This is a genomic window from Mycobacterium sp. (assembly GCF_036488105.1).
Taxonomy (GTDB): Bacteria; Actinomycetota; Actinomycetes; order Mycobacteriales; family Mycobacteriaceae; genus Mycobacterium.
In genome coordinates, this window is the sequence record NZ_DASXHW010000082.1 from 54,880 (window position 1) to 74,917 (window position 20,038).

The 20,038-nt window shown below is 65.2% G+C and carries 17 protein-coding genes and 1 pseudogene; 6 read left to right on the forward strand and 12 right to left on the reverse strand.

Going from position 1 to position 20,038, the window contains the following annotated elements:
- Position 1: 1 nt before the first annotated feature.
- A complete protein-coding gene (locus tag VGH54_RS04540; RefSeq protein WP_331510746.1) occupies positions 2 to 1,552 on the reverse strand; it encodes a class I adenylate-forming enzyme family protein in 1,551 nt (516 codons plus the stop codon).
- 24 nt (positions 1,553 to 1,576) lie between these two features.
- Entirely contained in the window at positions 1,577 to 2,806 is a 1,230-nt protein-coding gene (locus VGH54_RS04545) for a CaiB/BaiF CoA-transferase family protein (RefSeq protein ID WP_331510747.1), read from the reverse strand.
- A gap of 342 nt (positions 2,807 to 3,148) precedes the next feature.
- Here VGH54_RS04545 and VGH54_RS04550 point away from each other — a divergent pair, with 342 nt between their 5' ends.
- Together VGH54_RS04550 and VGH54_RS04555 are read left to right on the forward strand one after the other, a co-directional pair.
- A complete protein-coding gene (locus VGH54_RS04550; protein WP_331510748.1) occupies positions 3,149 to 3,937 on the forward strand; it encodes an enoyl-CoA hydratase/isomerase family protein in 789 nt (262 codons plus the stop codon).
- Between the two features lie 155 nt (positions 3,938 to 4,092).
- Positions 4,093 to 4,896, forward strand: coding sequence for an SDR family NAD(P)-dependent oxidoreductase (locus VGH54_RS04555; protein WP_331510749.1), 804 nt, complete (start codon positions 4,093 to 4,095; stop codon positions 4,894 to 4,896).
- Positions 4,897 to 5,156: 260 nt separating this feature from the next.
- On the opposite strand, the gene VGH54_RS04560 is transcribed toward VGH54_RS04555, so the two are convergent.
- From VGH54_RS04560 to VGH54_RS04580, 5 genes are all read right to left on the reverse strand, one after another.
- Positions 5,157 to 5,720 (reverse strand): nitroreductase/quinone reductase family protein, encoded by a 564-nt coding sequence (locus VGH54_RS04560; RefSeq protein ID WP_331510750.1) that lies wholly within the window; start codon positions 5,718 to 5,720, stop codon positions 5,157 to 5,159.
- A 171-nt stretch (positions 5,721 to 5,891) separates the two neighbouring features.
- On the reverse strand, positions 5,892 to 6,350 hold the full coding sequence (locus VGH54_RS04565; RefSeq protein WP_331510751.1) for a hypothetical protein: 459 nt from the start codon (positions 6,348 to 6,350) through the stop codon (positions 5,892 to 5,894).
- 101 nt (positions 6,351 to 6,451) lie between these two features.
- Positions 6,452 to 6,928: a PCC domain-containing protein gene (locus tag VGH54_RS04570; protein ID WP_331510752.1), complete on the reverse strand. Its 477-nt coding sequence runs from the start codon at positions 6,926 to 6,928 to the stop codon at positions 6,452 to 6,454.
- A gap of 32 nt (positions 6,929 to 6,960) precedes the next feature.
- Positions 6,961 to 7,434 (reverse strand): lipocalin-like domain-containing protein, encoded by a 474-nt coding sequence (locus tag VGH54_RS04575; RefSeq protein WP_331510753.1) that lies wholly within the window; start codon positions 7,432 to 7,434, stop codon positions 6,961 to 6,963.
- 522 nt (positions 7,435 to 7,956) lie between these two features.
- Positions 7,957 to 8,418, reverse strand: a complete 462-nt coding sequence (locus VGH54_RS04580; RefSeq protein ID WP_331510754.1) for a helix-turn-helix domain-containing protein — start codon at positions 8,416 to 8,418, stop codon at positions 7,957 to 7,959.
- Between the two features lie 355 nt (positions 8,419 to 8,773).
- Between VGH54_RS04580 and VGH54_RS04585 the strand changes: the two genes are divergently transcribed.
- Complete coding sequence (locus VGH54_RS04585) at positions 8,774 to 11,557, forward strand: ATP-binding protein (protein ID WP_331510755.1); 2,784 nt, start codon at positions 8,774 to 8,776, stop codon at positions 11,555 to 11,557.
- Between the two features lie 53 nt (positions 11,558 to 11,610).
- On the opposite strand, the gene VGH54_RS04590 is transcribed toward VGH54_RS04585, so the two are convergent.
- The 5 genes from VGH54_RS04590 to VGH54_RS04610 all read right to left on the reverse strand — a co-directional run bounded on the left by VGH54_RS04590 (position 11,611) and on the right by VGH54_RS04610 (position 16,376).
- Positions 11,611 to 12,054, reverse strand: a complete 444-nt coding sequence (locus VGH54_RS04590; protein WP_331510756.1) for an ankyrin repeat domain-containing protein — start codon at positions 12,052 to 12,054, stop codon at positions 11,611 to 11,613.
- Between the two features lie 95 nt (positions 12,055 to 12,149).
- Positions 12,150 to 13,616 carry a catalase gene (locus tag VGH54_RS04595; protein ID WP_331510757.1) on the reverse strand — a complete coding sequence of 489 codons (1,467 nt, stop codon included), beginning with the start codon at positions 13,614 to 13,616 and terminating at the stop codon, positions 12,150 to 12,152.
- A gap of 396 nt (positions 13,617 to 14,012) precedes the next feature.
- Positions 14,013 to 15,020 carry a sigma-70 family RNA polymerase sigma factor gene (locus tag VGH54_RS04600; protein ID WP_331510758.1) on the reverse strand — a complete coding sequence of 336 codons (1,008 nt, stop codon included), beginning with the start codon at positions 15,018 to 15,020 and terminating at the stop codon, positions 14,013 to 14,015.
- Positions 14,993 to 15,400: a PPOX class F420-dependent oxidoreductase gene (locus VGH54_RS04605; RefSeq protein WP_331510759.1), complete on the reverse strand. Its 408-nt coding sequence runs from the start codon at positions 15,398 to 15,400 to the stop codon at positions 14,993 to 14,995. The genes VGH54_RS04600 and VGH54_RS04605 overlap by 28 nt, the downstream gene beginning before the upstream one ends.
- A gap of 64 nt (positions 15,401 to 15,464) precedes the next feature.
- Positions 15,465 to 16,376: an SDR family oxidoreductase gene (locus tag VGH54_RS04610; RefSeq protein ID WP_331510760.1), complete on the reverse strand. Its 912-nt coding sequence runs from the start codon at positions 16,374 to 16,376 to the stop codon at positions 15,465 to 15,467.
- A gap of 344 nt (positions 16,377 to 16,720) precedes the next feature.
- Here VGH54_RS04610 and VGH54_RS04615 point away from each other — a divergent pair.
- The 3 genes and pseudogenes from VGH54_RS04615 to VGH54_RS04625 form a co-directional block, all read left to right on the forward strand.
- Positions 16,721 to 16,987, forward strand: a pseudogene (locus VGH54_RS04615) (DUF1348 family protein); the annotation flags it as partial.
- A 210-nt stretch (positions 16,988 to 17,197) separates the two neighbouring features.
- Positions 17,198 to 18,844, forward strand: coding sequence for an alpha-keto acid decarboxylase family protein (locus VGH54_RS04620; RefSeq protein WP_331510761.1), 1,647 nt, complete (start codon positions 17,198 to 17,200; stop codon positions 18,842 to 18,844).
- A 90-nt stretch (positions 18,845 to 18,934) separates the two neighbouring features.
- The gene (locus tag VGH54_RS04625) at positions 18,935 to 19,798 is read left to right on the forward strand and encodes a fumarylacetoacetate hydrolase family protein (protein ID WP_331510762.1); all 864 of its coding nucleotides are present in this window, start codon (positions 18,935 to 18,937) and stop codon (positions 19,796 to 19,798) included.
- Positions 19,799 to 20,038: the final 240 nt, after the last annotated feature.

Below are 20,038 nucleotides of genomic sequence, written 5' to 3' on the forward strand. Positions count from 1 at the left end.
GTTACCCCGCTCCTTCACGATCGCCCTCGTGGCGGGCAGCCCACTGCTCGACCAGTGTCCGGCGTAGCACCTTGCCGATCTCGTTGCGCGGGAACTCGTTAACCAGCTCGACGTGCACCGGAACCTTGTATCCGGCGAGCGTGTTGCGCAGGTTGGCCAGCACCGCGGCCGGCTCAAGTGTCGCTCCGGCAGTGGCGCGCACCCACGCGACCGGAACCTCGCCAAGCCGCTCGTCGGGCATACCGGCTACGCACGCCTCGGCCACATCCGGGAGCCCGCATAGCTGCTCTTCGATCTCGTGCGGCAACACCTTGAGCCCGCCGCGGTTGATCACATCCGAGGCGCGGCCCTCCAACCACAAGAACCCCTCGGGATCGAGGTGTCCGATGTCGCCGGTGCGCAGGTACCCGTCGACGAGACGCTCGCTGACCGCCGCGTCACGGCTGGCATACGGCGAGCGGATCCAGATCTCGCCCACCTCACCGGTGGCCAGGTCCGCACCGGTGTCGTCGAGGACGCGGATGTCGATACCGTCGTGGGCCCGGCCGACCGAGCCCAATTTGTCGTCGCCGTGCTCGCGCATGTCCTTGGCTGTCCACCCGACGACCTCACCGCCCAATTCGGTCTGGCCGTAGCAGTTCATGATGCCGACGCGGAACTTCGCCTTGAACGCTCGGGCCTGGTGCGGGGTCAACGGCGCGGTGACGCTGCGCACCATCGTCAGTGGTGCCAGATCGTCGACGCGCGGGTCCTCGCTCAACATCGCCATCATCGCCGGCGCCAGCACGGTGGAGCGGATGTTGTGCCGGCGCACCAGATCGGCGAACTCGGCGGTGTCGAAGCGGTCCATCAGCACCACCGGGCTGCCGGCGCGCAACGCGAACAGCACATTCCAGATGCCGGCCCACAACGCCAGGCTGGTCGGAATCAGGTTCGGCATCGCCGGGCCGGCGGGCTTGGTGTCCGTGGCGCGTTTGGCCCGAAGGCTCGACAACACGGTGTCGATCCCCTCGGCCACGCCGTCGTGTCGCAGCAGTACAGGTTTGGCCGTGCCGGTGGTTCCCGATGTCCGCATCACCAGCGCGGTGCCCGGCGGAGAGAACTCACCGGTCCACGGGCGTGCCGCCGCCCGGCTGACCCATTCCCATTCCGGTGTAGTGAGCACCCACGCGATCGAGTCGTCGCTCTGTCGGGCCCGCTGTGCGACGACCGCGGCGGGCTCACTCGCGGCGATCTGGCCGCTGATCTCGGCTTCGGTGATTCGGCCGTTGATTGGCACGTACACCGCGCCGACCAGCCAGCACCCGAACATCACCGACAGCGCGGTTGGGCCCGACTCGACGATGTGAGCGACGGGCTGGCCCTCGCGCACACCGCACTCGCAGAGGGTGTCGGCCAGGTTTGCGGCGGCTCGCTCCATCTGCGCGCGCGTCATCTGGCCGTCGAACCAATACGCGATGGCGTCGTCGGGGGCGGCTGGATGGTCGAACAGGAAAGCGGTCAAGCCTGACCGGGTGTCGGTGGGCTGATCTGCTGGTGGCGGCGTTGTCATTTCTGTGTCGTCATCCGTAGTTGTCTAGGCGATGACCTGGTGGGTCCGCAGTGCCGACAGTTCGTCGGCACCTAGCCCGAGCTCGGACTGCAGCACTTCATCGGTGTGTTGGCCCAGCCAGGGCACCGGCTCGTCGGCGTCGGCGATCATCGCCGACAGGCGCACCGGGCTGGCGGGCACCAGCACCGGCCGGTCAGGCTGGTCATCACGCTTGATCTGCACCAGCATCTGACGGGCGGCCAGGTGCGGGTCCGCGGCGACCTCGTCGTCGCGCAGACATGGCCCGGCGGCGATTCCGGCTTGGGCCAGCACGTGGCAGACCTCGATTTTGGTCATGCCCACGGCCCAGCCTTCGATCGCGGGCACGATGACGTCGTCCATGTGATCGACCCAGCCTTGGCGACTGGCCAGCCGTGGATCCTGGAGCCACTCTGGGTGGCCGATGAGGTTGGCCAAGCGCTCGAAGTGGTGCTCGCGGCCGACCTGCAGCATGAACCAGCCGTCCTTGGCCTGAAAGCCGCGCAGGATCAACTGCCCGACAGAGCGCGCGCTGGTACCCATGGACCAGAAGTTGGTGATGATGTCGGTGATCGCCACCACGCTGTCGAGCATCGCGATGTCCACGTATTGCCCCGCGCCCGTCATCTCGCGGTGCCGCAGCGCGGCGAGGATGCCGATGGTGGCGAACAGCGCGGCGCCGATGTCGCCCAGTGCGCCGGCCGGCGCCGGCTGGGGAGGGTGCCCGTCGACGCGCTTCATCTCGTAGAGGCCTGACATGGCCTCGACGACCGGGGCGAACGCCGGCCAGTCGCGGTAGGGGGTGTCGACGGTGTTGCCGAATCCGGAGACCGACACGTAGATCGCGCGCGGGTTGACCTCGGCGATGTGGTTGTAGCCCAGCCCGAGCCGGTCCATGGAGCCCGGCCGGCCGTTCTCGGCCACCACGTCGAAGCCCTTGGCCAGGCTTAACACCAGGTCGCGCCCCGCTGGCGACTTCAGGTCGATGCACACGCTGCGCTTGTTGAGGTTGTTGCGCAGGAACGTGGCGCCCACCCGCCGGCCCTGCGGATCGGCGATGGCGGGCAGCGAGCCGCGGGCCTGATCACCGCCGTTGACGGATTCGACCTTGACGACGTCGGCGCCGAGGCGGGCGAGCAGCTGGGTCGCGAACGGCAGCGCCTGCATCTGCTCGATAGCCAGGATCCGCACGCCGGAAAGCGGCTTGGCTTCGGCCGGCGTTCGATACGCGCTCACACCTTTGAGTCTAGAATATCCATTATATAATGTTCAAAGCCGGCCACCGTTTGCCTGCGGCAGCCCAGACATCTTGTCGTCCAACATGATTCGCGAGGAGGCCTAACCGGTGTCTGGCGCCCGCCGCGAGCCGTCCTGGCGCCCGGGACGGTCGGCCCGCGAAAGCGACCGATCCAACATGCCGACGCACTGCAACCATCAGGACCCGAGAACCGATTCACGCCCGCTCTGGGCGGCGACAGCGGTCGCAACGACCGGCGGCAAACTGGGGGATGCCAGCGTCTGCGAAACGGCAGGCTGGGACAGTATTCGAGGACCTATGCCAACACAGGAGGGCCGGCGATGACCGACACGTCTCACGCGCAGCTGACCGACACGGACGGCGTCGTGACAGTGACGTTCAACCGGCCCGACAAGCACAACGCCATCAGCGACGCGATGACCGGCGTGCTCTGGAAGGCGGTACGAGCCCTGCAAACCCGCGACGATCTCGGGGCGATGGTGATCCGCGCGGTGGGCCCGTACTTCACTGCGGGCATTGACATCTCCGCTATTGACATCTCCGAGCGCACCCCGTCGCAATATCTGCGCGACTACCGCGAGCACACCGCGCTGTATGACGCTTTCGAGCAGCTCGACCGGCCGGTCATCCTCGCAGCCCAAGGCCATTGCTTCGGGGCGGGGGTGGAAATGGCGGCGTCGTGCGACTTCCGCTTTGCGGCGCCGTCGGCGACGTTCCGACTTCCCGAGATCAAGCTCGCCGTGATCCCCGGCAGCGGCGGAATCAGCCGGCTTTCGCGCCTGGTGGGTCCGCAATGGGTCAAATGGCTTGCGATGGCTGGTCAGTCGATCGACGCTGACCGGGCCCGCGAGATCGGGTTGGTTCACGAGGTGTATCCGGACGCCGAGTTCCACGACCGGGTGCATGCGTTCGCCAGGCATCTGGCGGGTTTGCCGCGTCAGGCGGTCGGCATCGCCAAGCTGGCGGTGGACTTGTGCGAGAACACCGACCCGACATCCGCGCGGCAGGTGGAGCAGATCGCCAATGCCGTGCTGGCGTTCGGTGATGAGCACAAGCAACGCGTCGCCGAGTTCAACGAGCGCGGGGGGCGACGCCAGCAACGTAGCTGACCCGGTGTGTGCCAGAAGCACGCTACCGACGCTTGTTTCGGCTTTCGGGGCTGGCAATCACTTTGCGTGGCTAGATATTTTATAATATATATAACGTTGTTGGGCCGGAGTCACCGCCTCACGCTGCCCACGCGGATCTGGCAAAGGATTAGACCTTGGATCTTGGACTTGCGGGGGCGTCAGCCGTCGTCACCGGTGGCAGCAAGGGTATGGGCTTGGCGATCGCTGAATGCATTGCCGCCGAGGGTGCCTCGGTGGCCATCATGGCTCGCGGCCAGTCCGCCCTGGATGCTGCAGTCGCGCGGTTACGCGACGCCGGGGCCCCCGAGGTGCTCGGAATTAGCGTAGACATGTCCGATCCGGACTCCATTGCCGCCGGCTTCGCGACCCTTGCCAGGAAGTGGGGCGCGCTCAACGTGTTTGTGCACACGGTAGGCCCACCTCCAGGTGCATTTGACGATCTCGACGACGTCGGCTGGCAGGCAACGATCGATCTCGGCACCATGTCGGCGGTCCGAAGCGTACGTCTGGCCCTACCCATGCTCCGCGCCGCGTCATGGGCCCGGATCGTTACCCTGTCGGCGCACTCGATTCAACGTCAGAGTCCAGGACTCGTCGCCTACACCGCGTCGAAGGCGGCGCTGTCGAGCCTGACAAAGAACCTCGCCAAATCCCTAGCACCAGAGGGTATTCTGGTGAATTGCGTGTGCCCCGGGACGATTGTCACCGCCAGCTTCACCGAAGACCTGCGAGAAACCCTGGCTGCTGAAGGACTTAACGCCGCCGACCCACGCGATGTGATGCATTGGGTGGAGCAACATTTTCACCACCCGTGCGATCTCGGCCGTGCCGGATCCCCTGACGAGATCGCCTCGTTGACAACCTATCTGGCGTCTCGGCGAAACGGGTATGTCACGGGAGCGACTGTGAACGTCGACGGCGGTTCGGACTTCATCTGAGGTTGGCGCGGCATGAACAAGGGGAGGGCATCGGGGTACAACGCTCGTAAGGCCCGAGGTGTCAGCGCGGCCATCATTGCGTGTCGCGTGGGAAAGTGATTGAAGAACGTTCGGTTGGCGACATCGGCTCGCTCGCAGATCTCCTCGATCGCCGCGAAAGACGTAACCACTTGCTGGTAGTCAGGTCACTTCTCCAGCGTCCGCTCCGAAGCGGTGTGCCTCGAGGCCGGTGAAAGCCATCACCGACCCTGGGGTTCGGACTACCCGGACAGCGCCGAGGGCGACGTCCGCAACCGCTCGTCGTCGAACACGATCTCGATCAACGGGCTGCGCGCGAGCCAGTCGTCGAGGTCCTGGGGCCGGCTGACCCGCGCCGCGATGTCGGGTCGGTTTTGTAGGTCGAGGACCGCGGTGATCACCCGCCGCCGTGTCGGCTCGTCGACCGGCGCCGCAGTCGCGGGCAGGTCGGCGGTGACGCCGTGCTTGAGATGCACGATGAACCGCGGATTGGCCCGCAGGTTCGCATACCAGCTGCGGGGTACGGGCATGCCGGTCAGATACCAGCGACCGCCCACGCGGTGGAACCACACCTCGACGCGACGCGGGGTGCCGCTGCGCGCGCCTAGCGTCGTGATGTCGATCGTGCGCTCGGCCACAGACGAGTCCGGCCCGATGGCGAGAGCGCGCGCGACGGCGGCGTAGTCGTAGTCGGCGGCCTCGCGGTCGCCCGGGCCGGCGAGGAACGCCTCCTCCTCCGCGACGGTATCGCGGTGCTGCTCATGCTGGAACGCGTACTCGGTGGGGTCCCGATCAGATGTGGTCATCGGCGCCTTTTTCACTCGTATCCGGCCGGCTCTCGAAATGTGACAGGTTATGCGGCATTGCTTGCGTCGGCATCCTGTCGGCGGCGAAGCCGTTTGTCTTGGATGGGCGGTGTGGGTTCGACGAAGAGATCCGCGGTGCGACTTTCACTCGAGTGGTGCACTCCTCGATCGCTAGGACGCGGCGTCTTCGAAGGCCTTGACCATCTCGTCATCGAGCAGTTGGGGAACGTCTGAGGGCGCGGTTTCAGGGAATTTGGAGAAGAAGGCGCTGACCTGGTCCAAGTCGATGCGGATTTCTTCACCGTCGCGCTGAGAGACGCAGATACGTACCGGCGCTCCGAGACCGGAGGCGGCGGTGTAGCGGAACAAACCCCGCGCGATGACGGCGTTGCCGACCAGGTAGAACTTCGAATCGATCGGGATTCCGGCCAGTCGCATCGTCGTGCCCTGCTCCATTTCCCAGAAGATGGAGAACTTGCTCGGTGCTGAGACCGCAGCGACGTAGGCCTCCAATCCGTCACGGTCGGCGTGCCCCACGTATTCCATCATCCGTGGGACCGAGAAGCGCTGCAGGCTCGACTCGATGGCCTTGGTCACCTCGAAGAATGACTTCTTGGAGCGGATCGTCACGAGGACTCCGTCGTATTTGGTCAATGCCGTTTGAGCTGACATGGGTATTCACTCACTTTCTTGTTCGTTTCACTTTCGGTTGATCGAGAAGCTCGGTCGCTCTACGAGCCGAGTCCAGGCGAGCCGGTAGCCAAAGGGTGCGGAGAGGCGACTCGCGTGTCGTTGAGCCGCCCCCGGCCTCCAGGGGCGTCTTCATCGGGAAACTGTTCGAACACGATCTGCTCGTGGGCGGGCACGGCGACGTGGTGCTCGGAGGGAATCACGTAGGCGCGCGCGAACGAGGTGCCAAGGTGCGCCGTATGCAGGTGGCCGCCGATGGCGCGGTCTCCTTGCACCGCCATCACAGCGTGGATGTGGGGCTTGCCGTCGACGATCTCACCGGTGGCGGTCATCTCGGCGGGCAGCGGGTAGCTGGAGTAGGTGTGTGCGGTGGGGTCGCCGGCGGGGTTGGTGGACACCGTGAAGCTGTCGACGGCGCCGATCAGGGCGACGATGGCGGCGTAGGTGATGCCGTGTTCGGCGGCTTGTTGGGTGATCGATTCGAGTAGTTCGGCGTTGCGGACCTCGAAGACGTGCATGGGCGCTCTCCCTGCGGTGGTGTTCGTGCGGTTCAGCGTCGGTCGCGCTGCGCTCCAAAAATGTGGTTTATGGGTGCCCTTTTCCACACCAGCGTGCTGATGGTTTCGACACCGTCGGGCGCATCGGTGACGGCGGATAGCCTGAGATGGTCTCCGTCGAGCTTGCTGTGCCGTAGCTGGGTCAGGTTTAACCAGTTCGGTAGCAGCGACACCCAGGGATGGTGGTGTAGCACGCCGGTGTTTTCGTCGACGGTGAATGGGCCGCTGTAGGCGAGGTATCCGGCGGCGGCAGCCTCAGCCTGTTCGGGGGTGCCTCCGTCTGTTTCGGGGCGGTCGTCGGCGGGCCGGTCGGGGCGCATGATTTGCGCGGACATGTACCCGTCAGCGGTGTACATGATCAGGCCCAGCGCGTCAGGACCCAGCGGGTAGGTGATCGGTCCGCCGTGAGTGTCCTGGGCGGTGTAGGACACCAGCTCCCAGGCTCCTAAAACTTCGGTGCGCAACATTGCTGCTCCTGTATCAGTTCCACCGACGTGGGCGTGGCGATTGCGTGAGCGCTGGCGAAGCGGTCGAGCGTGTCCGCGCGGAGGTCATGGGCTGCCGTCGCAGTCATCGCACTGTGTCCTTTCGATGCAGGCGGGTGAGGGTCTGGTCACATGCGGCACCGGGCGGCCACCCTTTTCACCGCGCATACCGGCCGGCCGAAAGGTCGATGGTTGGGCCGCGCAGCGTATTCCGCTGATTTGAAAGCCGGCCGCCTCGGTAGGGTTGGCGACGAGATCGTCCGTCACGCAGAAATTCCTTTCCCTGGGCTCAGAATGAGCCGGTGCCGACCCAACGGCTTTGCATGTTCACGACCCATCCAAGTGTTGTCCGCCTCGGCCGGCGATCGGATCTGCCGGTGGACAGTCGAAGTGGCCAGTACGCCACTCATGGCTACGACGACGGCGCGCGCAATCCCGAGCAGACCTACTCGACGCCGGACTTGTGCGTATCCGCCGACGACTCGCGCAACTGACACCACCCAGCTACATCGTGGCTTCCACGGGGTGGGTGCCACCTGTCACGGTGAGCTCGCCGTCGCGGATGGGTTTCTTGCAGGCGGCGCAAACGGTGAGCGGGTGGAAGTCGGCGCCGCAGGTGTGTTGGAAGACGACCGGTTCGGCGCCGGGGTTGACGTACCGGTCACCCCATTCTTTGAGTGCCAAGAGGATGGGCTGAAGGTCTCGCCCGGCGTCAGTCAGCAGGTATTCGTGGCGTGGCGGACGCTCTGAATATTGCCGGCGTTCGATCACGCCCGCGTGTTCGAGCTTTCGCAGCCGTGCTGTGAGCACGTCGCGTGGTGCGCCGGTGCTCAGGGCGAGGTCTTGAAAGCGGGTGTGTCCGTAGCGAATCTCGCGGGCCACCAGCAATGCATAGCGGTCGCCGATGATCGAGAGCGCATCGGCGACAGAGCACACTCGTGGCGAAGGTTTGCTTTCTGGACTCACGCGTAGTAGCTTAACCTGGCGGAGTAGGTAGGGTGTTCAAACTGACGGTCTGGCAGCCGTTCGGATGGCCGATTCACGGAGATCCACGATAGCGACGGTGCTATCGGCTCCCACCTGATCGCTTTGCGCTGTCGCCATGGGCTGCGGCCGTCTGACTTGCCTGTTTACCTCCTTGAACCGGTAGGAAAACGAAATGCATCGTCCCGTCACCGCCAGGCCCACGGACACGCCGGCCGCGCCTCCCACAACCCGCAATGAAGGCGCACAAGTGCATGGTTTCCATTTGCCGTCATCGCCGCCTGTGAACTCACCGCCGGGCATGGTCGGTGGGACGGGAAGCGTCGGTGCTGGTCAGATGGCCAGACTTTTCTCCGCGCGAGGCGTCGCGCAGCTCCGGGGTCGACACAGAGAGTGCGGGCTGCTCGACCGGCTGATCGACGCGGTGCGCGCGGGTGAGAGCCGGGCACTGGTGGTGAGTGGCGAGCCGGGTGTGGGTAGGACGGCGCTGCTCGATTACCTGGTCGATCACGCGTCGGGCTGCGTGGTGGCTCGCGCCGGTGGCGTGCAGTCGGAGATGGAGCTGGCGTTTTCCGGGGTGCATCAGTTGTGCGCGCCGATGCTCGATCACCTCGATCGGCTGCCGGTTCCCCAACGCGATGCGCTGCGCACGGCGTTGGGCCTCAGCGCCGGTTCGGCGCCGGATCGTTTCCTGGTCGGCCTCGCGGTTTTGGGCCTGTTCTCCGAGGTCGCCGAACAGCGCCCACTGATCTGCGTGGTGGACGACGTGCGGTGGCTCGATCGCGCCTCAACGCAGGTGTTGGCGTTCGTGGCCCGGCGGCTGCAGGCCGAATCAGTCGGTGTGGTGTTCGCTGCTCGCACGCCCGGCGAGGACCTGGCGGGAATACCGGAAATGGTCGTGGAGGGTCTGGCGGCGGGCGATGCGCGCGCCCTGTTGGACTCAGTGCTCACTGGGCCGCTGGACGTGCAGGTGCGCGACCGCATCGTGGCCGAGACGCGCGGGAACCCGTTGGCGCTGGTGGAGTTGCCGCGGGGGTTGACCCCCGCGGAGCTGGCGGGCGGGTTCGGACTGGCCGCCGCGGCACCGTTGTCGGGGCGCATCGAGCAGGTGTTTCAGCGCCGACTGGACGCTCTTCCGGCCGACACCGGACTCCTGTTGCTGGTGGCCGCCGCCGAGCCGGTCGGTGATCCGCTGCTGGTGTGGCGGGCAGCCGAGCGGCTCGGGATCGGCACCCAGGCCGCCACCCCCGCGGCGGAGGCTGGCCTGCTCGAATTCGGGACGCAGGTGCTGTTTCGTCACCCATTGGTGCGCTCGCTGGCCTACCGCTCGGCGCTTGTTCAGGACAGACGCGACGTGCACCGCGCCCTGGCCGAGGTCACCGACGGGGTTCGGGATCCCGACCGGCGTGCATGGCATGGCGCGCAGGCCGCGGCCGGGCCCGATGAGGACGTTGCCGAGGAACTCGAACGCTCAGCGGCTCGAGCGCAGGCCCGCGGTGGTTTGGCCGCGGCGGCCGCGTTCCTCGAACGCGCGGCGACGCTGACCCGCGAACCGACGCGCCGAGCCCAGCGCCTGCTCGCCGCGGCCCGGACGAAGCGCGACGTCGGCGCGTTCGACGCGGCACTGGGACTGCTGGTGGCCGTCGAGGCGGCGCTGCTTGACCCGCTGCAGGCGATCGAGCTGCAGCGGCTGCGCGGGCAGATCGCGTTGATGCAGCGCCGCGCTACCGATGCTGTTCGACTGCTGCTTGGCGCGGCCAGGCGTCTTGACCCGCTGGACGCCGACCTGGCGCGCGAGACGCATCTGGAGGCGCTCGCGGCCGCGATGGGGGCGGGCCACCTGGACAACACCGCCAGCGTGCTGGAGGCCGCCAAGGCCGCGCGCGTTGCGCCCCCCGGCCCCGAACCGCCGCGGGTGGTCGATGTCCTGCTCGATGCGTTCGCGCTGCGGTTGACCGAGGGATATACAGCGGCCGCGCCAACGCTTACCCGAGCACTTGAACTGGCCCTCGCGCCCAGCGGCGCCGACGATGACTGCCGGCTCTGGCTCACAAGTTTAAGGGCCGGCGCCATCACCGCCCTGGAGCTGTGGGACGCCGAATCGGCGCATGCGCTGGCCGTTCGCCTCGTGCAGTCCGCCCGCGATATGGGCGCGGTCGCGCGCTTGCAGTTCGCGCTCAATACTCTCGCCTGGACCCACCTCGTGGCGGGCGAGTTGACCGCGGCGGTGGCGCTGATCGAAGAAGATCGCGTAATCGCTGAGGCGACCGGGAATCCACTGCTGGGGGATGCCCAGGTGGCACTCGCGGCGTGGCGGGGCCGGGAGGCGCCGGCAGCTGAGCTGATCGAGGCCACGTTGCGGGAATCGACCGAACATGGTCTGGGCAGGACGGTTGACTTCGCGACCTACGCGAGCGCGGTTCTCTACAACGGCCTTGGTCGTTACGGCGCCGCCCGCGACGCCGCGTTGCCGGTGTTCGAGCGCGATCAGCTGGGGTTCGGGCCGTTTGTGGTGCCCGAGCTGGCCGAGGCGGCGTCTCGCACCGGTGACACCGCGCTGGTCACGTCCGCATTGGAGTGGCTGTCCGAGCGCACGGCGGTGACGCCGACCGATTGGGCACTGGGCATCGAAGCGCGCATCCGTGCCCTGCTCAGCGAGGGCGAGGCCGCCGAGCATTGTTACCGCGAGTCGATCACGCGCCTGGGCCGCACCCGCGCCCGGGCGCAGCTGGCCCGCGGGCATCTGCTCTACGGTCAATGGCTGCGACGCGAGCGGCGCCGCGGTGACGCGCGCGCGCAGCTGCGCATCGCCCACGACATGCTGGACACGATGGGCATCGAAGCGTTCGCCGAGCGGGCTCAACGCGAACTGGCAGCCACCGGGGAAACCGCCCGCAAACGCACCGTCGACACCAGCGTGCAGCTGACCGCCCAAGAGGCCCAAATCGCGCGGCTGGCCCGCGACGGACTCTCCAACCCGGAGATCGGGGCCCGGCTGTTCATCAGTGCGCGCACCGTCAAATACCACCTGAGCAAAGTCTTCAACAAGCTCGACATCACCTCACGCAGCCAGCTTGACCGCGTGCTACCCGGCGACCCGGGCAGCATCGCGTCGCACTAGTGCACGACGACCAGCACCTAGTGGGACGCGTGCGGGAGTCGTCGAGGGATCTGCTAACCGAGCGGTGATGACCTGTTATAGCCGTGTTGCAACAGTTGCCGCGCGAGTTCCTCCCTTTCAAAGAACCGTGCGGTCTCAAGCGCGGACGGCGAGCCTGCCAGCGGATCGGCATCGGCTGACAGCAGCAGTTCGATGATTGTTGTGTCGTTCTTGAAGACAGCGCCTGCCAACGGGGTCTGCCCTCGATTGTTGTGTCGATCAACGTCGGCCCCGCGCGCGATCAGCGCCGTGACAGCGGACTCGTGTCCGTAATAACTGGCTAGCATCACCAGGGTGTCCCCGTTGGTGTTGGTGAGGTTCACGGGTACGCCCGCGTCGAGGTAGGCAGCCAACACTGCGGCGTCGCCGCTGCGAGCCATATCGAATATTCGTGATGCCAGGTCCAGGACTTCGCAATCGAGCGTGCCGCCCGGTCTGTCAATGACGTGATCTGTCATATCAACTCCCTGTTGATCAGCTTGAGCGACCATCGGACCTTCCCGCCCCCAACGCGGGGCGGCAAGGGTTCCGGTGAGTCGGGCTCGGTTGGCTGCTACAGCGCGCCGAAGGCCTCACACGCCTTAAGCACGCCTTCGCCGTAGGCGGGGTCGGCCTGGGTGCAGTTCTCGATGTGCTTTTCGACGGTCTGGTGCCGGGCGCCCTTGATGGCGCGTGCGGTGTTGTCGAAGAGCCTCTGCTGCTCGTCGCCGGTCATGAGTCGGAACAGGTCACCGGGTTGTTCGAAGTAGTTGTCGTCGTCTTCACGAAAGTCGAAGTGATCCGCGGTGGACCCGATCGACTGGGCGGGATCGGCGCAGGCGGGCTGTTCAGCCCAGCGGCCGAAGTTGTTGGGCTCGACACCCGCGACTCCGCCCTGGTTGCCGTCGACGCGCATGGCCCCATCGCGGTGATAGGTATTGACCAGCTTGGCTGCACGTGGGTAGTTCACCGGGATCTGGTGGTGGTTGACGCCCACCCGGTAGCGGGCTGCGTCTCCGTAGGAGAACAGCCGGCCCTGCAACATCTTGTCCGGGCTAAACGAGATCCCCGGGATGAGGTTGGCCGGAGTGAACGCGGCCTGCTCGACGTCCGCGAAGTAGTTGTCCGGGTTGCGGTTGAGCTCAAACTCTCCGACCTCGATCAGCGGGTAGTCCTTCTGGCTCCACACCTTGGTCAGGTCGAAGGGGTGGAAGCGGTAGGTCTGGGCGTCGGCCTCGGGCATCACCTGGATGTACACGCCCCATTTCGGGTAGTCGCCGCGTTCGATGGCCTCGAATAGGTCGCGGCCGTGGGACTCGCGGTCGCGGCCGATCAGTTCCGTGGCTTCGGCGTCGGTGAGATTCTCGATGCCCTGCTGGGTGCGGAAGTGGAACTTGACCCAGTGGCGTTCGCCGGCGTCGTTGATCAAGCTGAAGGCGTGTGAGCCGTAGCCGTGCATGTGCCGGAAGGACTTGGGGATGCCGCGGTCACTCATCGTGATGGTGACCTGGTGCAGCGATTCGGGCAGGTTGGTCCAAAAGCCCCAATTGTTCTCGGGGTCACGCAGATTGGTGCGCGGGTCGCGCTTGACCGCGCGGTTGAGGTCGGGGAACTTCAGCGGATCGCGGTGAAAGAACACCGGCGTGTTGTTGCCGACCACATCCCAGTTGCCTTCGGTGGTGTAGAACCGCAGCGCGTAGCCGCGGATGTCGCGCTCAGCGTCGGCGGCGCCGCGCTCGCCGGCCACCGTGGAGAACCGGGCGAACATCTCACAGCTGTTGCCGACCTGGCTGAAGATTTCAGCCTTCGTGTACCGGGTGATGTCGTGGGTCACGCGCAACGTGCCAAAGGCGCCGGAACCCTTGGCGTGCATGCGCCGCTCGGGGATGACTTCGCGGGCGAAGTGGGCGAGCTTCTCGATAAGCCACAGATCTTGCAAGAGCAGCGGGCCGCGTGGACCGGCACTCACGCTGTTCTGATTATTCGTGACGGGTGCACCCGCCGCGGTGGTCAGGGGTCTGGTGTTTTCTTCGAATGCCATTTCTTCTCCCTTGTGGTGCGTAGGGGTGTAGGTCGGGCCTAGTTTGACTGATTCCAATCTCGCTGAAAGCGGGTGATCGCTACAGTACGAAGAGCGACAAGTAATCCACAGATTCGGACACTGGATGCGCTGGGCGGCCGCGGCTCCGCGCCGTAATGCGCCGGAAGTTTCCGTTTCGGCGAGCTCAAATAGATGCTGTCGGAGTGCATTTCACTCGGGCGAGCAGTTGTTGCGGGTGATATCGACGAAATCGTCGCGGACGAACGATGCGTCGAAATACTCGGCCTATGACGGTGACGCCGCGCAGTTGGTCGAGATGCTGGCAGCTCAATCGAGGGTGAATCCCTTCGCTCGCCAGGAAAACTCACCGCCCCGACCTGGCGGTCGAGGAGCTTGCTAGCCGATCTGCGGAAGATCGAACATGGTGACCAGGCCCGGATCTTCGAATACGACGATCCGGGCGATGCCGGTGGCAGTGACGGTGAGCAAAGCGATCCCGAATGCGTGCAAGCTGCCGTCCTCGCCTCTGCGGTAGGCGGCCGCGGCGGGCTGGCCGTTCGCGTCGATGGCCAGCATGCGCCAGTCGCCGGGCGATCCCAGAACCTGGGCCGCGATGAACGGCAGGCAGGTCTTGCGGCCGGCGAACCAAGTCCGAGATCCAACCATCTCCAGTGCGGCGTCTTGCCGGAGTGCCTTTTCCAACATTGACGGGTCGGCGTTTTCGAAGGCGGCGATGTACTGCTCAAGCAGTGCGCGGGCTTGCGGTTCGGTCGGTTCGACGACATCGTCGGCGGTCGGCGCCGCCTGTTTGATCCGGGCACGGGCTCGCTGCAGCGCGCTCTTGACGGCGGGGATGCTGATGCCGAGCATGGTGGCGACCTCGGCGGCCGGGAAGGCGAGCACGTCGCGCAGCATCAGCACCGCGCGCTGCTGCGCTGGCAGGTGCTGCATGCTGGCGATAAGTGCCAACCGCAGACTCTCTCGCAACGCGACGACGGCTGCCGGGTCGTCCGATGGCGAGCTCACCCATGCAGTCGGAATCGGCTGGAGCCACGCCACTTCCGGCCCCGCCGCGACGGGCTCAACGTAGGGATTGTCGGCGGGGCCACCGAGCGCCGACGGCAATGCGCGTCGGCTGCGGTGGTGCAGGGCGGTCAGGCAGGCGTTGGTGGCGATCCGGTAGAGCCAGGTACGTACCGACGACCGGTTTTCGAATCCGCCGTAGGACCGCCACGCCCGCAGGTAAATCTCTTGGACGATGTCCTCGGCGTCGTGCACGGAGCCGAGCATCCGGTAGCAATGCGCCATCAGTTCGCGCCGGAACGGCTCGGTGTCGCGGACGAACTCTTCGTCGCTCGCCGGGAGGTCGACGGCACTCATGCGGTCGCGGGTACGGGTGGCCACTGGTAGACCTTCTCCGGTGTGATTCGCACGATCAGTCGATCGGCCTCGGGCTCGGGAGGCGGCGCGGTGCCGCCCATGTACCTGTCGTACATCTCATTCAGCAAAGTCTTCTCCGGGTCCTCGGTGATATCGACGGTCCCGCGGATCTCGACATACCGGCCTGTGTTGATGTCCCGGACCAACAGGCTGATCCGTGGGTCGCGCAACATGTTTCGCGTCTTCAACCGGCCAGTGATGGTGCTGAACAGCACCGTGTCGCCATCACGCTTGACGAATATGACTGACGACTGCGGTCGGCCATCGGCATTCGACGTCGCAATCGTTGCGACGTGCGGCCCGTCGAGCACCGCCCGCGCCGTCTCGTTGAGTTTTACGGTCATCGCAGTTCCTTTCTGCGTCTATGGATCTTGGGTGCGGCCGGAACGGAAGCGGTCTGCCCACAGGTCACCGCGCGGTGCCCGTGGACTGCCGGCCCGACGCCCATCGCTGGGAAGCGGCCGCCTCGCCGCGGAATACGTCGGCGTTTCGCCCGACGAACTGGGCAAAGGTTGTGGGGGTCACCCCGAACACCCGATGCGTGCTGAGGTCGACTTTGGATTCGTCTGTGCCGTGGCGCCGTTCGCTGAACAGTTCGTCCATCGCGTCGGCGAAGTAGGCGGGGATCCCGCCCGCAAGCAAAGTGTTCCGGTAGTCCGCCGGATCGGTGTCTACGTAGCGAACCGGTCGGTCGATGGCCGAGGAGATTCGTTCGGCGATCTCGTTCATGGTTACTGCTTCAGGACCGGTCATCTCGTAGCGTTTGCCCTCGTGACCGGCACCGCGTAACAACGCGACCGCGATTCGGGCGATGTCGTCGATGTCGACCGGCGACAGTTTCGCATCAGCCATCGGCAGATTCAACGTGCCGTCGTACAGGATCGTGGGCACCTCACGCAGGAAGGTCTGCATAAATGTGCTGGGGCGCAAATGGGTCCAGGCCACACCCGAGCCCTCCAGATACTGTTCGATTTCAGCGTGCATCCGCGCGAACCGAAACTTCGCGTCGCTCCAACACCCCATACCGGAGAGCTTCACGATGTGACGAACGCCGGCACGCTTGGCGGCGTCAATGAAGGTGCACTGCGTTTCGAGCATGTGTGCGTCAGGCCCGGAGATCATCAGGGCCCGCTGCACGCCATCGAGAACACCGCCCAGTGTTGCCGGTTTGAGCATGTCGCCCTCGGCCACCTCGACGGTGTCCGGGATGGCGAGCGCTTCGACCTTGCCCCGATCTCTCACCAACACTCGCACCGGCAACCGCGCATCCACGCACGCCCGGATCACCGCAGACCCACTCAAACCGGTCGCCCCTGTCACAAGAATCATGTTGTCGTCGTCCTCTACTCCAGCCGCTGCCACGACAAATGTCACGGCACTTCCACATGAATAGACCGGTGAGTCGCCGGAAAAGAATCGCAGGCGCCCAAGGCCAGCGGGGGCGCTCGCCCCCGGTCCGTGTTCACCCGGGCACAGGGCGGGGATTCGTAGTTCACTCCCACCGGATCAACCGCGGCGCTTTCTGGGCTCAGCCCGTTCGGCCAAAGGTTGGCCGTGATGCCCGGGCTGGCTGACATCGAGTTGGGGGGCATCGCAGGGTATGGCTGGGCCCGCGACTGACCCCTCTCACTGTCCACCGGCGGATACGAACGTGGCCTGAGCGAATGACACTTATCGGATGGAGTGGAATCGCTCCGAGTCGGAAAGGGTTGGACACCGCGGCGCAGAAGGTGCAGGGGGCCGAAGATGCCTGGAACACCTGCGATCCCGAACGGGTCGCACTGGCGTATACCGAGGATTCGTTGTGGCGCAACCGAGATCAGTTCGTCACCGGCCGCGCCGAGATCGCGGAGTTTTTGCGCCAGAAGTGGAAGCGCGAGCTGGACTATGCCCTGCGAAAGGAACTGTGGGCCTTCGGGAAAAACCACATTCCTCATCAGCGATAGCGATCGCGGGATTCACCGCCCTCGCCCGGCCGGCGAACGTGGCCTGCCGCTGCCGGTCCAGCGAGCAGGGAGGGCGTCGATATTTCGCCTCGAAGGGCGGACAGTGCAAGCGCCGTCGAACGGCACGTCGTCAACCCGGCACTGCAAGAGTTGCTTGCCGAGGAAGACCCGGTCGAAACCAATTGAGGAGAATGTATGTCGGAGACGGTGATTGAGCATGTTCTGCGTCGTTTGAAAGAGATCGGCGTCGACGCGATCTTCGGTGTTCCTGGGGACTTCGCGTTCAGCGTTCAAGATGCGATCGTCAACCACCCCGGTATCGAATGGATCGGCTGCTGCAACGAACTGAACGCAGGCTACGCGGCTGACGGCTACGCGCGCCTGCGCGGCGTAGGTTCACTGAGCACCACCTACGGGGTCGGCGAACTGAGTGCCATCAACGCTATCAGCGGCTCCTACGCAGAGAACCTTCCGGTCTTCCACCTCACCGGGATGCCCACCATGCCGGTGCAGTCGGCGCGTTCGCTGGTTCATCACACTTTGGGCAACGGCGAATTCGATCTGTTCCGATATATGGCCGAGCCGGTGGTGTGCGCGAGCGCCATCCTGACACCGCAGAACGTCGCCTACGAGACAAACCGGTTGATCGCAGCTGCGTTCTACCATCGGCGGCCGGTTTACCTGGCTTTTCCATCGGACCTCGCGACCCAACCTGTCGTAGGCCGTGCCCACGCCCTCGCTCCACCCTTGACCGACCCGACCAGCCTCGCCGCCGCACTGGACGCAATCGTCAACGCGCTCAACGCGGCACGCACCGCCTGCGTCCTGCCCGGAATGCTGGCCGCCCGCGTCGGTGCCCGGGATGTCCTCCAGGAATTCGTTGACGCAGCGGGGCTCCCGTTCGCGACGATGTTCGCCGACAAGTCGGTCCTCGATGAACAGCATCCGTCATACATCGGGATGTACGACGGCAAGCTGATGGACGAAGGCGTCCGGGCTTTCGTCGAATCCTGCGACCAGGTCGTATGTGTAGGCACGATGATGACCGACTTGAACTCGGGCGCCTTCACCGCCAGCCTCGAACCGGCCCGTACCATCGACATCGGTCACCACCGCACCCGAGTGGGATCCCAGGTGTTCTCGAACATCGAAATGCGCGACATGCTTTCCGAATTGCGCGGGCGGGTGATCAAGCGAAGCATGACCACCTCACTGCGCGCCGGCTCACTGGGTCACATTGTCGGAGACGACGATGACCCGATCAGCGCTGACGCGCTCTACCCGCGCTGGGAGAAGTTCTTCCGGCCGGGCGACACCGTCATCGCTGAAACAGGCACCGCATCAATGGGTTTAGCATTTGCGCATCTGCCGCGCGGCGCCACCTTTCACAATCAGACCCTCTGGGGATCCATCGGTTGGGCAACTCCCGCCTCGCTCGGTGCCGCAGTGGCAAACCCGCAAGGCCGAGTGGTACTCGTAACCGGTGAGGGATCCCACCAGCTCACCGTTCAAGAAATTACCCAGTTCGGGCGCCGCGGTCTCAAGCCAATCATCTTTGTGCTCAACAACAACGGTTACCTCATTGAACGGCTGCTCTGTCGGGACCCGGACATCGCCTACAACGATCTCGCCTCCTGGAACTACGCAGATATTCCACGCGCACTAGGTTGCCCGGACTGGTACACCGCCCGGGTAACCACCTGCGCCGAACTGGATCACGCAATGAAGATCGCCGGCAGCGGTGACACCGCCGCCTACATCGAGGTCATCACAGACACCTACGCGGCGCCACTTCTGGCGCGGAGACTTCACGACAGCCAGCAGACACTTTATGGCGCGTAACCGCTTGCCCTCGTTACCCATACCCCGTTCTGGGCCCTGTCGGTGCGCCGCCCAACGGCTGCCAGTTGACCGCACCGCGAGGAGATCCGAATGAAGATCGTCGCCTACACCGATGACGCCGGCCATCCGGCGATCGGAGTCCGCCTCGAAGAGGGCGTGCTGCCCAGCGGCCACACCGACATAGCGGAACTGATCAAAGCTGGACCGCGAGAACTGGATCGGTTGCGCCGCGCCAGTGAAAGCCCACACCAGTTGGTTTCCCCGACCCGACTGAGGGCTCCGATCTCGCCGACATCCACGCTTCTGCTCGCCGGCGGCAACTACACCGACCACCTCGCCGAAACCGGGCTACATCCCACCGAGCCGGTGTTCTTTTCCAAACTTCGCTCAGCGGTGATCGGTCCCGACGAACCCATCAGGATTCCCACCCCCGAGACGCACACCGACTGGGAAGCCGAACTGTCCATCATCATCAGCAAGCCCGCGTATCGGGTGCCAGCCGAGCGTGCCCATCAATACATCTTCGGCTACACGATGATCAACGACGTCAGCGCTCGCGACGTCATGGACCGCGAACCGTTGCAGATCACGCTGTGTAAATGCCCGGACACCTTCTGCCCACTGGGACCGCATATCGTGACCGCGGACGAAGTGCCCGATCCCAACTCCCACCCGCTGGAGATCAGCACTCGGGTCAACGGCGTCTATAAGCAACGCACCACCACTGACACCATGATCTATTCCATCCCAACGCTTCTCGAGTTCCTCACGCAGACCGTCACCCTGCAGCCGGGCGACCTGATGAGTAGCGGCACCGCCGGCGGGACCGGTGTGGGACGGAACCCGCAAGAGTTCCTGCACCCTGGGGACACCGTCACGGTCGGAGTGGACGGGGTCGGATGCCTCAGCAATCCAGTCGAGGCGGGATGGCCACAGCGCAAGTCCCGTCACTGACGAGCGAGACGGATGGAAAAGGAAGAGCTCGTCCACCCCTCGACTACGAAACAGTGTGGTGTTCGTAAAGCCCGCCCGCACCGCGTCATCGGCTCGCGTGGGTGCCTCAAGATGCGGATCGAGGTCGCCCGATGCAACTCGCCCGTGGACGTGCGCTTCACCGTCCGCTCAGTATGCTGGCCTGATGAGCGGGCAGATCCGGCCGGTTTTGCCAATCTTGTTCAGGTCCAACACCGACGC

Bases quoted from the DNA above. Each gene is read 5' to 3' on its own strand.
- VGH54_RS04540 (WP_331510746.1), bottom strand. From the start codon at position 1,552: ATGACAACGCCGCCACCAGCAGATCAGCCCACCGACACCCGGTCAGGC.
- VGH54_RS04550 (WP_331510748.1), top strand. From the start codon at position 3,149: ATGACCGACACGTCTCACGCGCAGCTGACCGACACGGACGGCGTCGTG.
- VGH54_RS04560 (WP_331510750.1), bottom strand. From the start codon at position 5,720: ATGACCACATCTGATCGGGACCCCACCGAGTACGCGTTCCAGCATGAG.
- VGH54_RS04570 (WP_331510752.1), bottom strand. From the start codon at position 6,928: ATGCACGTCTTCGAGGTCCGCAACGCCGAACTACTCGAATCGATCACC.
- VGH54_RS04575 (WP_331510753.1), bottom strand. From the start codon at position 7,434: ATGTTGCGCACCGAAGTTTTAGGAGCCTGGGAGCTGGTGTCCTACACC.
- VGH54_RS04585 (WP_331510755.1), top strand. From the start codon at position 8,774: ATGGCCAGACTTTTCTCCGCGCGAGGCGTCGCGCAGCTCCGGGGTCGA.
- VGH54_RS04590 (WP_331510756.1), bottom strand. From the start codon at position 12,054: ATGACAGATCACGTCATTGACAGACCGGGCGGCACGCTCGATTGCGAA.
- VGH54_RS04595 (WP_331510757.1), bottom strand. From the start codon at position 13,616: ATGGCATTCGAAGAAAACACCAGACCCCTGACCACCGCGGCGGGTGCA.
- VGH54_RS04605 (WP_331510759.1), bottom strand. From the start codon at position 15,400: ATGACCGTAAAACTCAACGAGACGGCGCGGGCGGTGCTCGACGGGCCG.
- VGH54_RS04620 (WP_331510761.1), top strand. From the start codon at position 17,198: ATGTCGGAGACGGTGATTGAGCATGTTCTGCGTCGTTTGAAAGAGATC.
- VGH54_RS04625 (WP_331510762.1), top strand. From the start codon at position 18,935: ATGAAGATCGTCGCCTACACCGATGACGCCGGCCATCCGGCGATCGGA.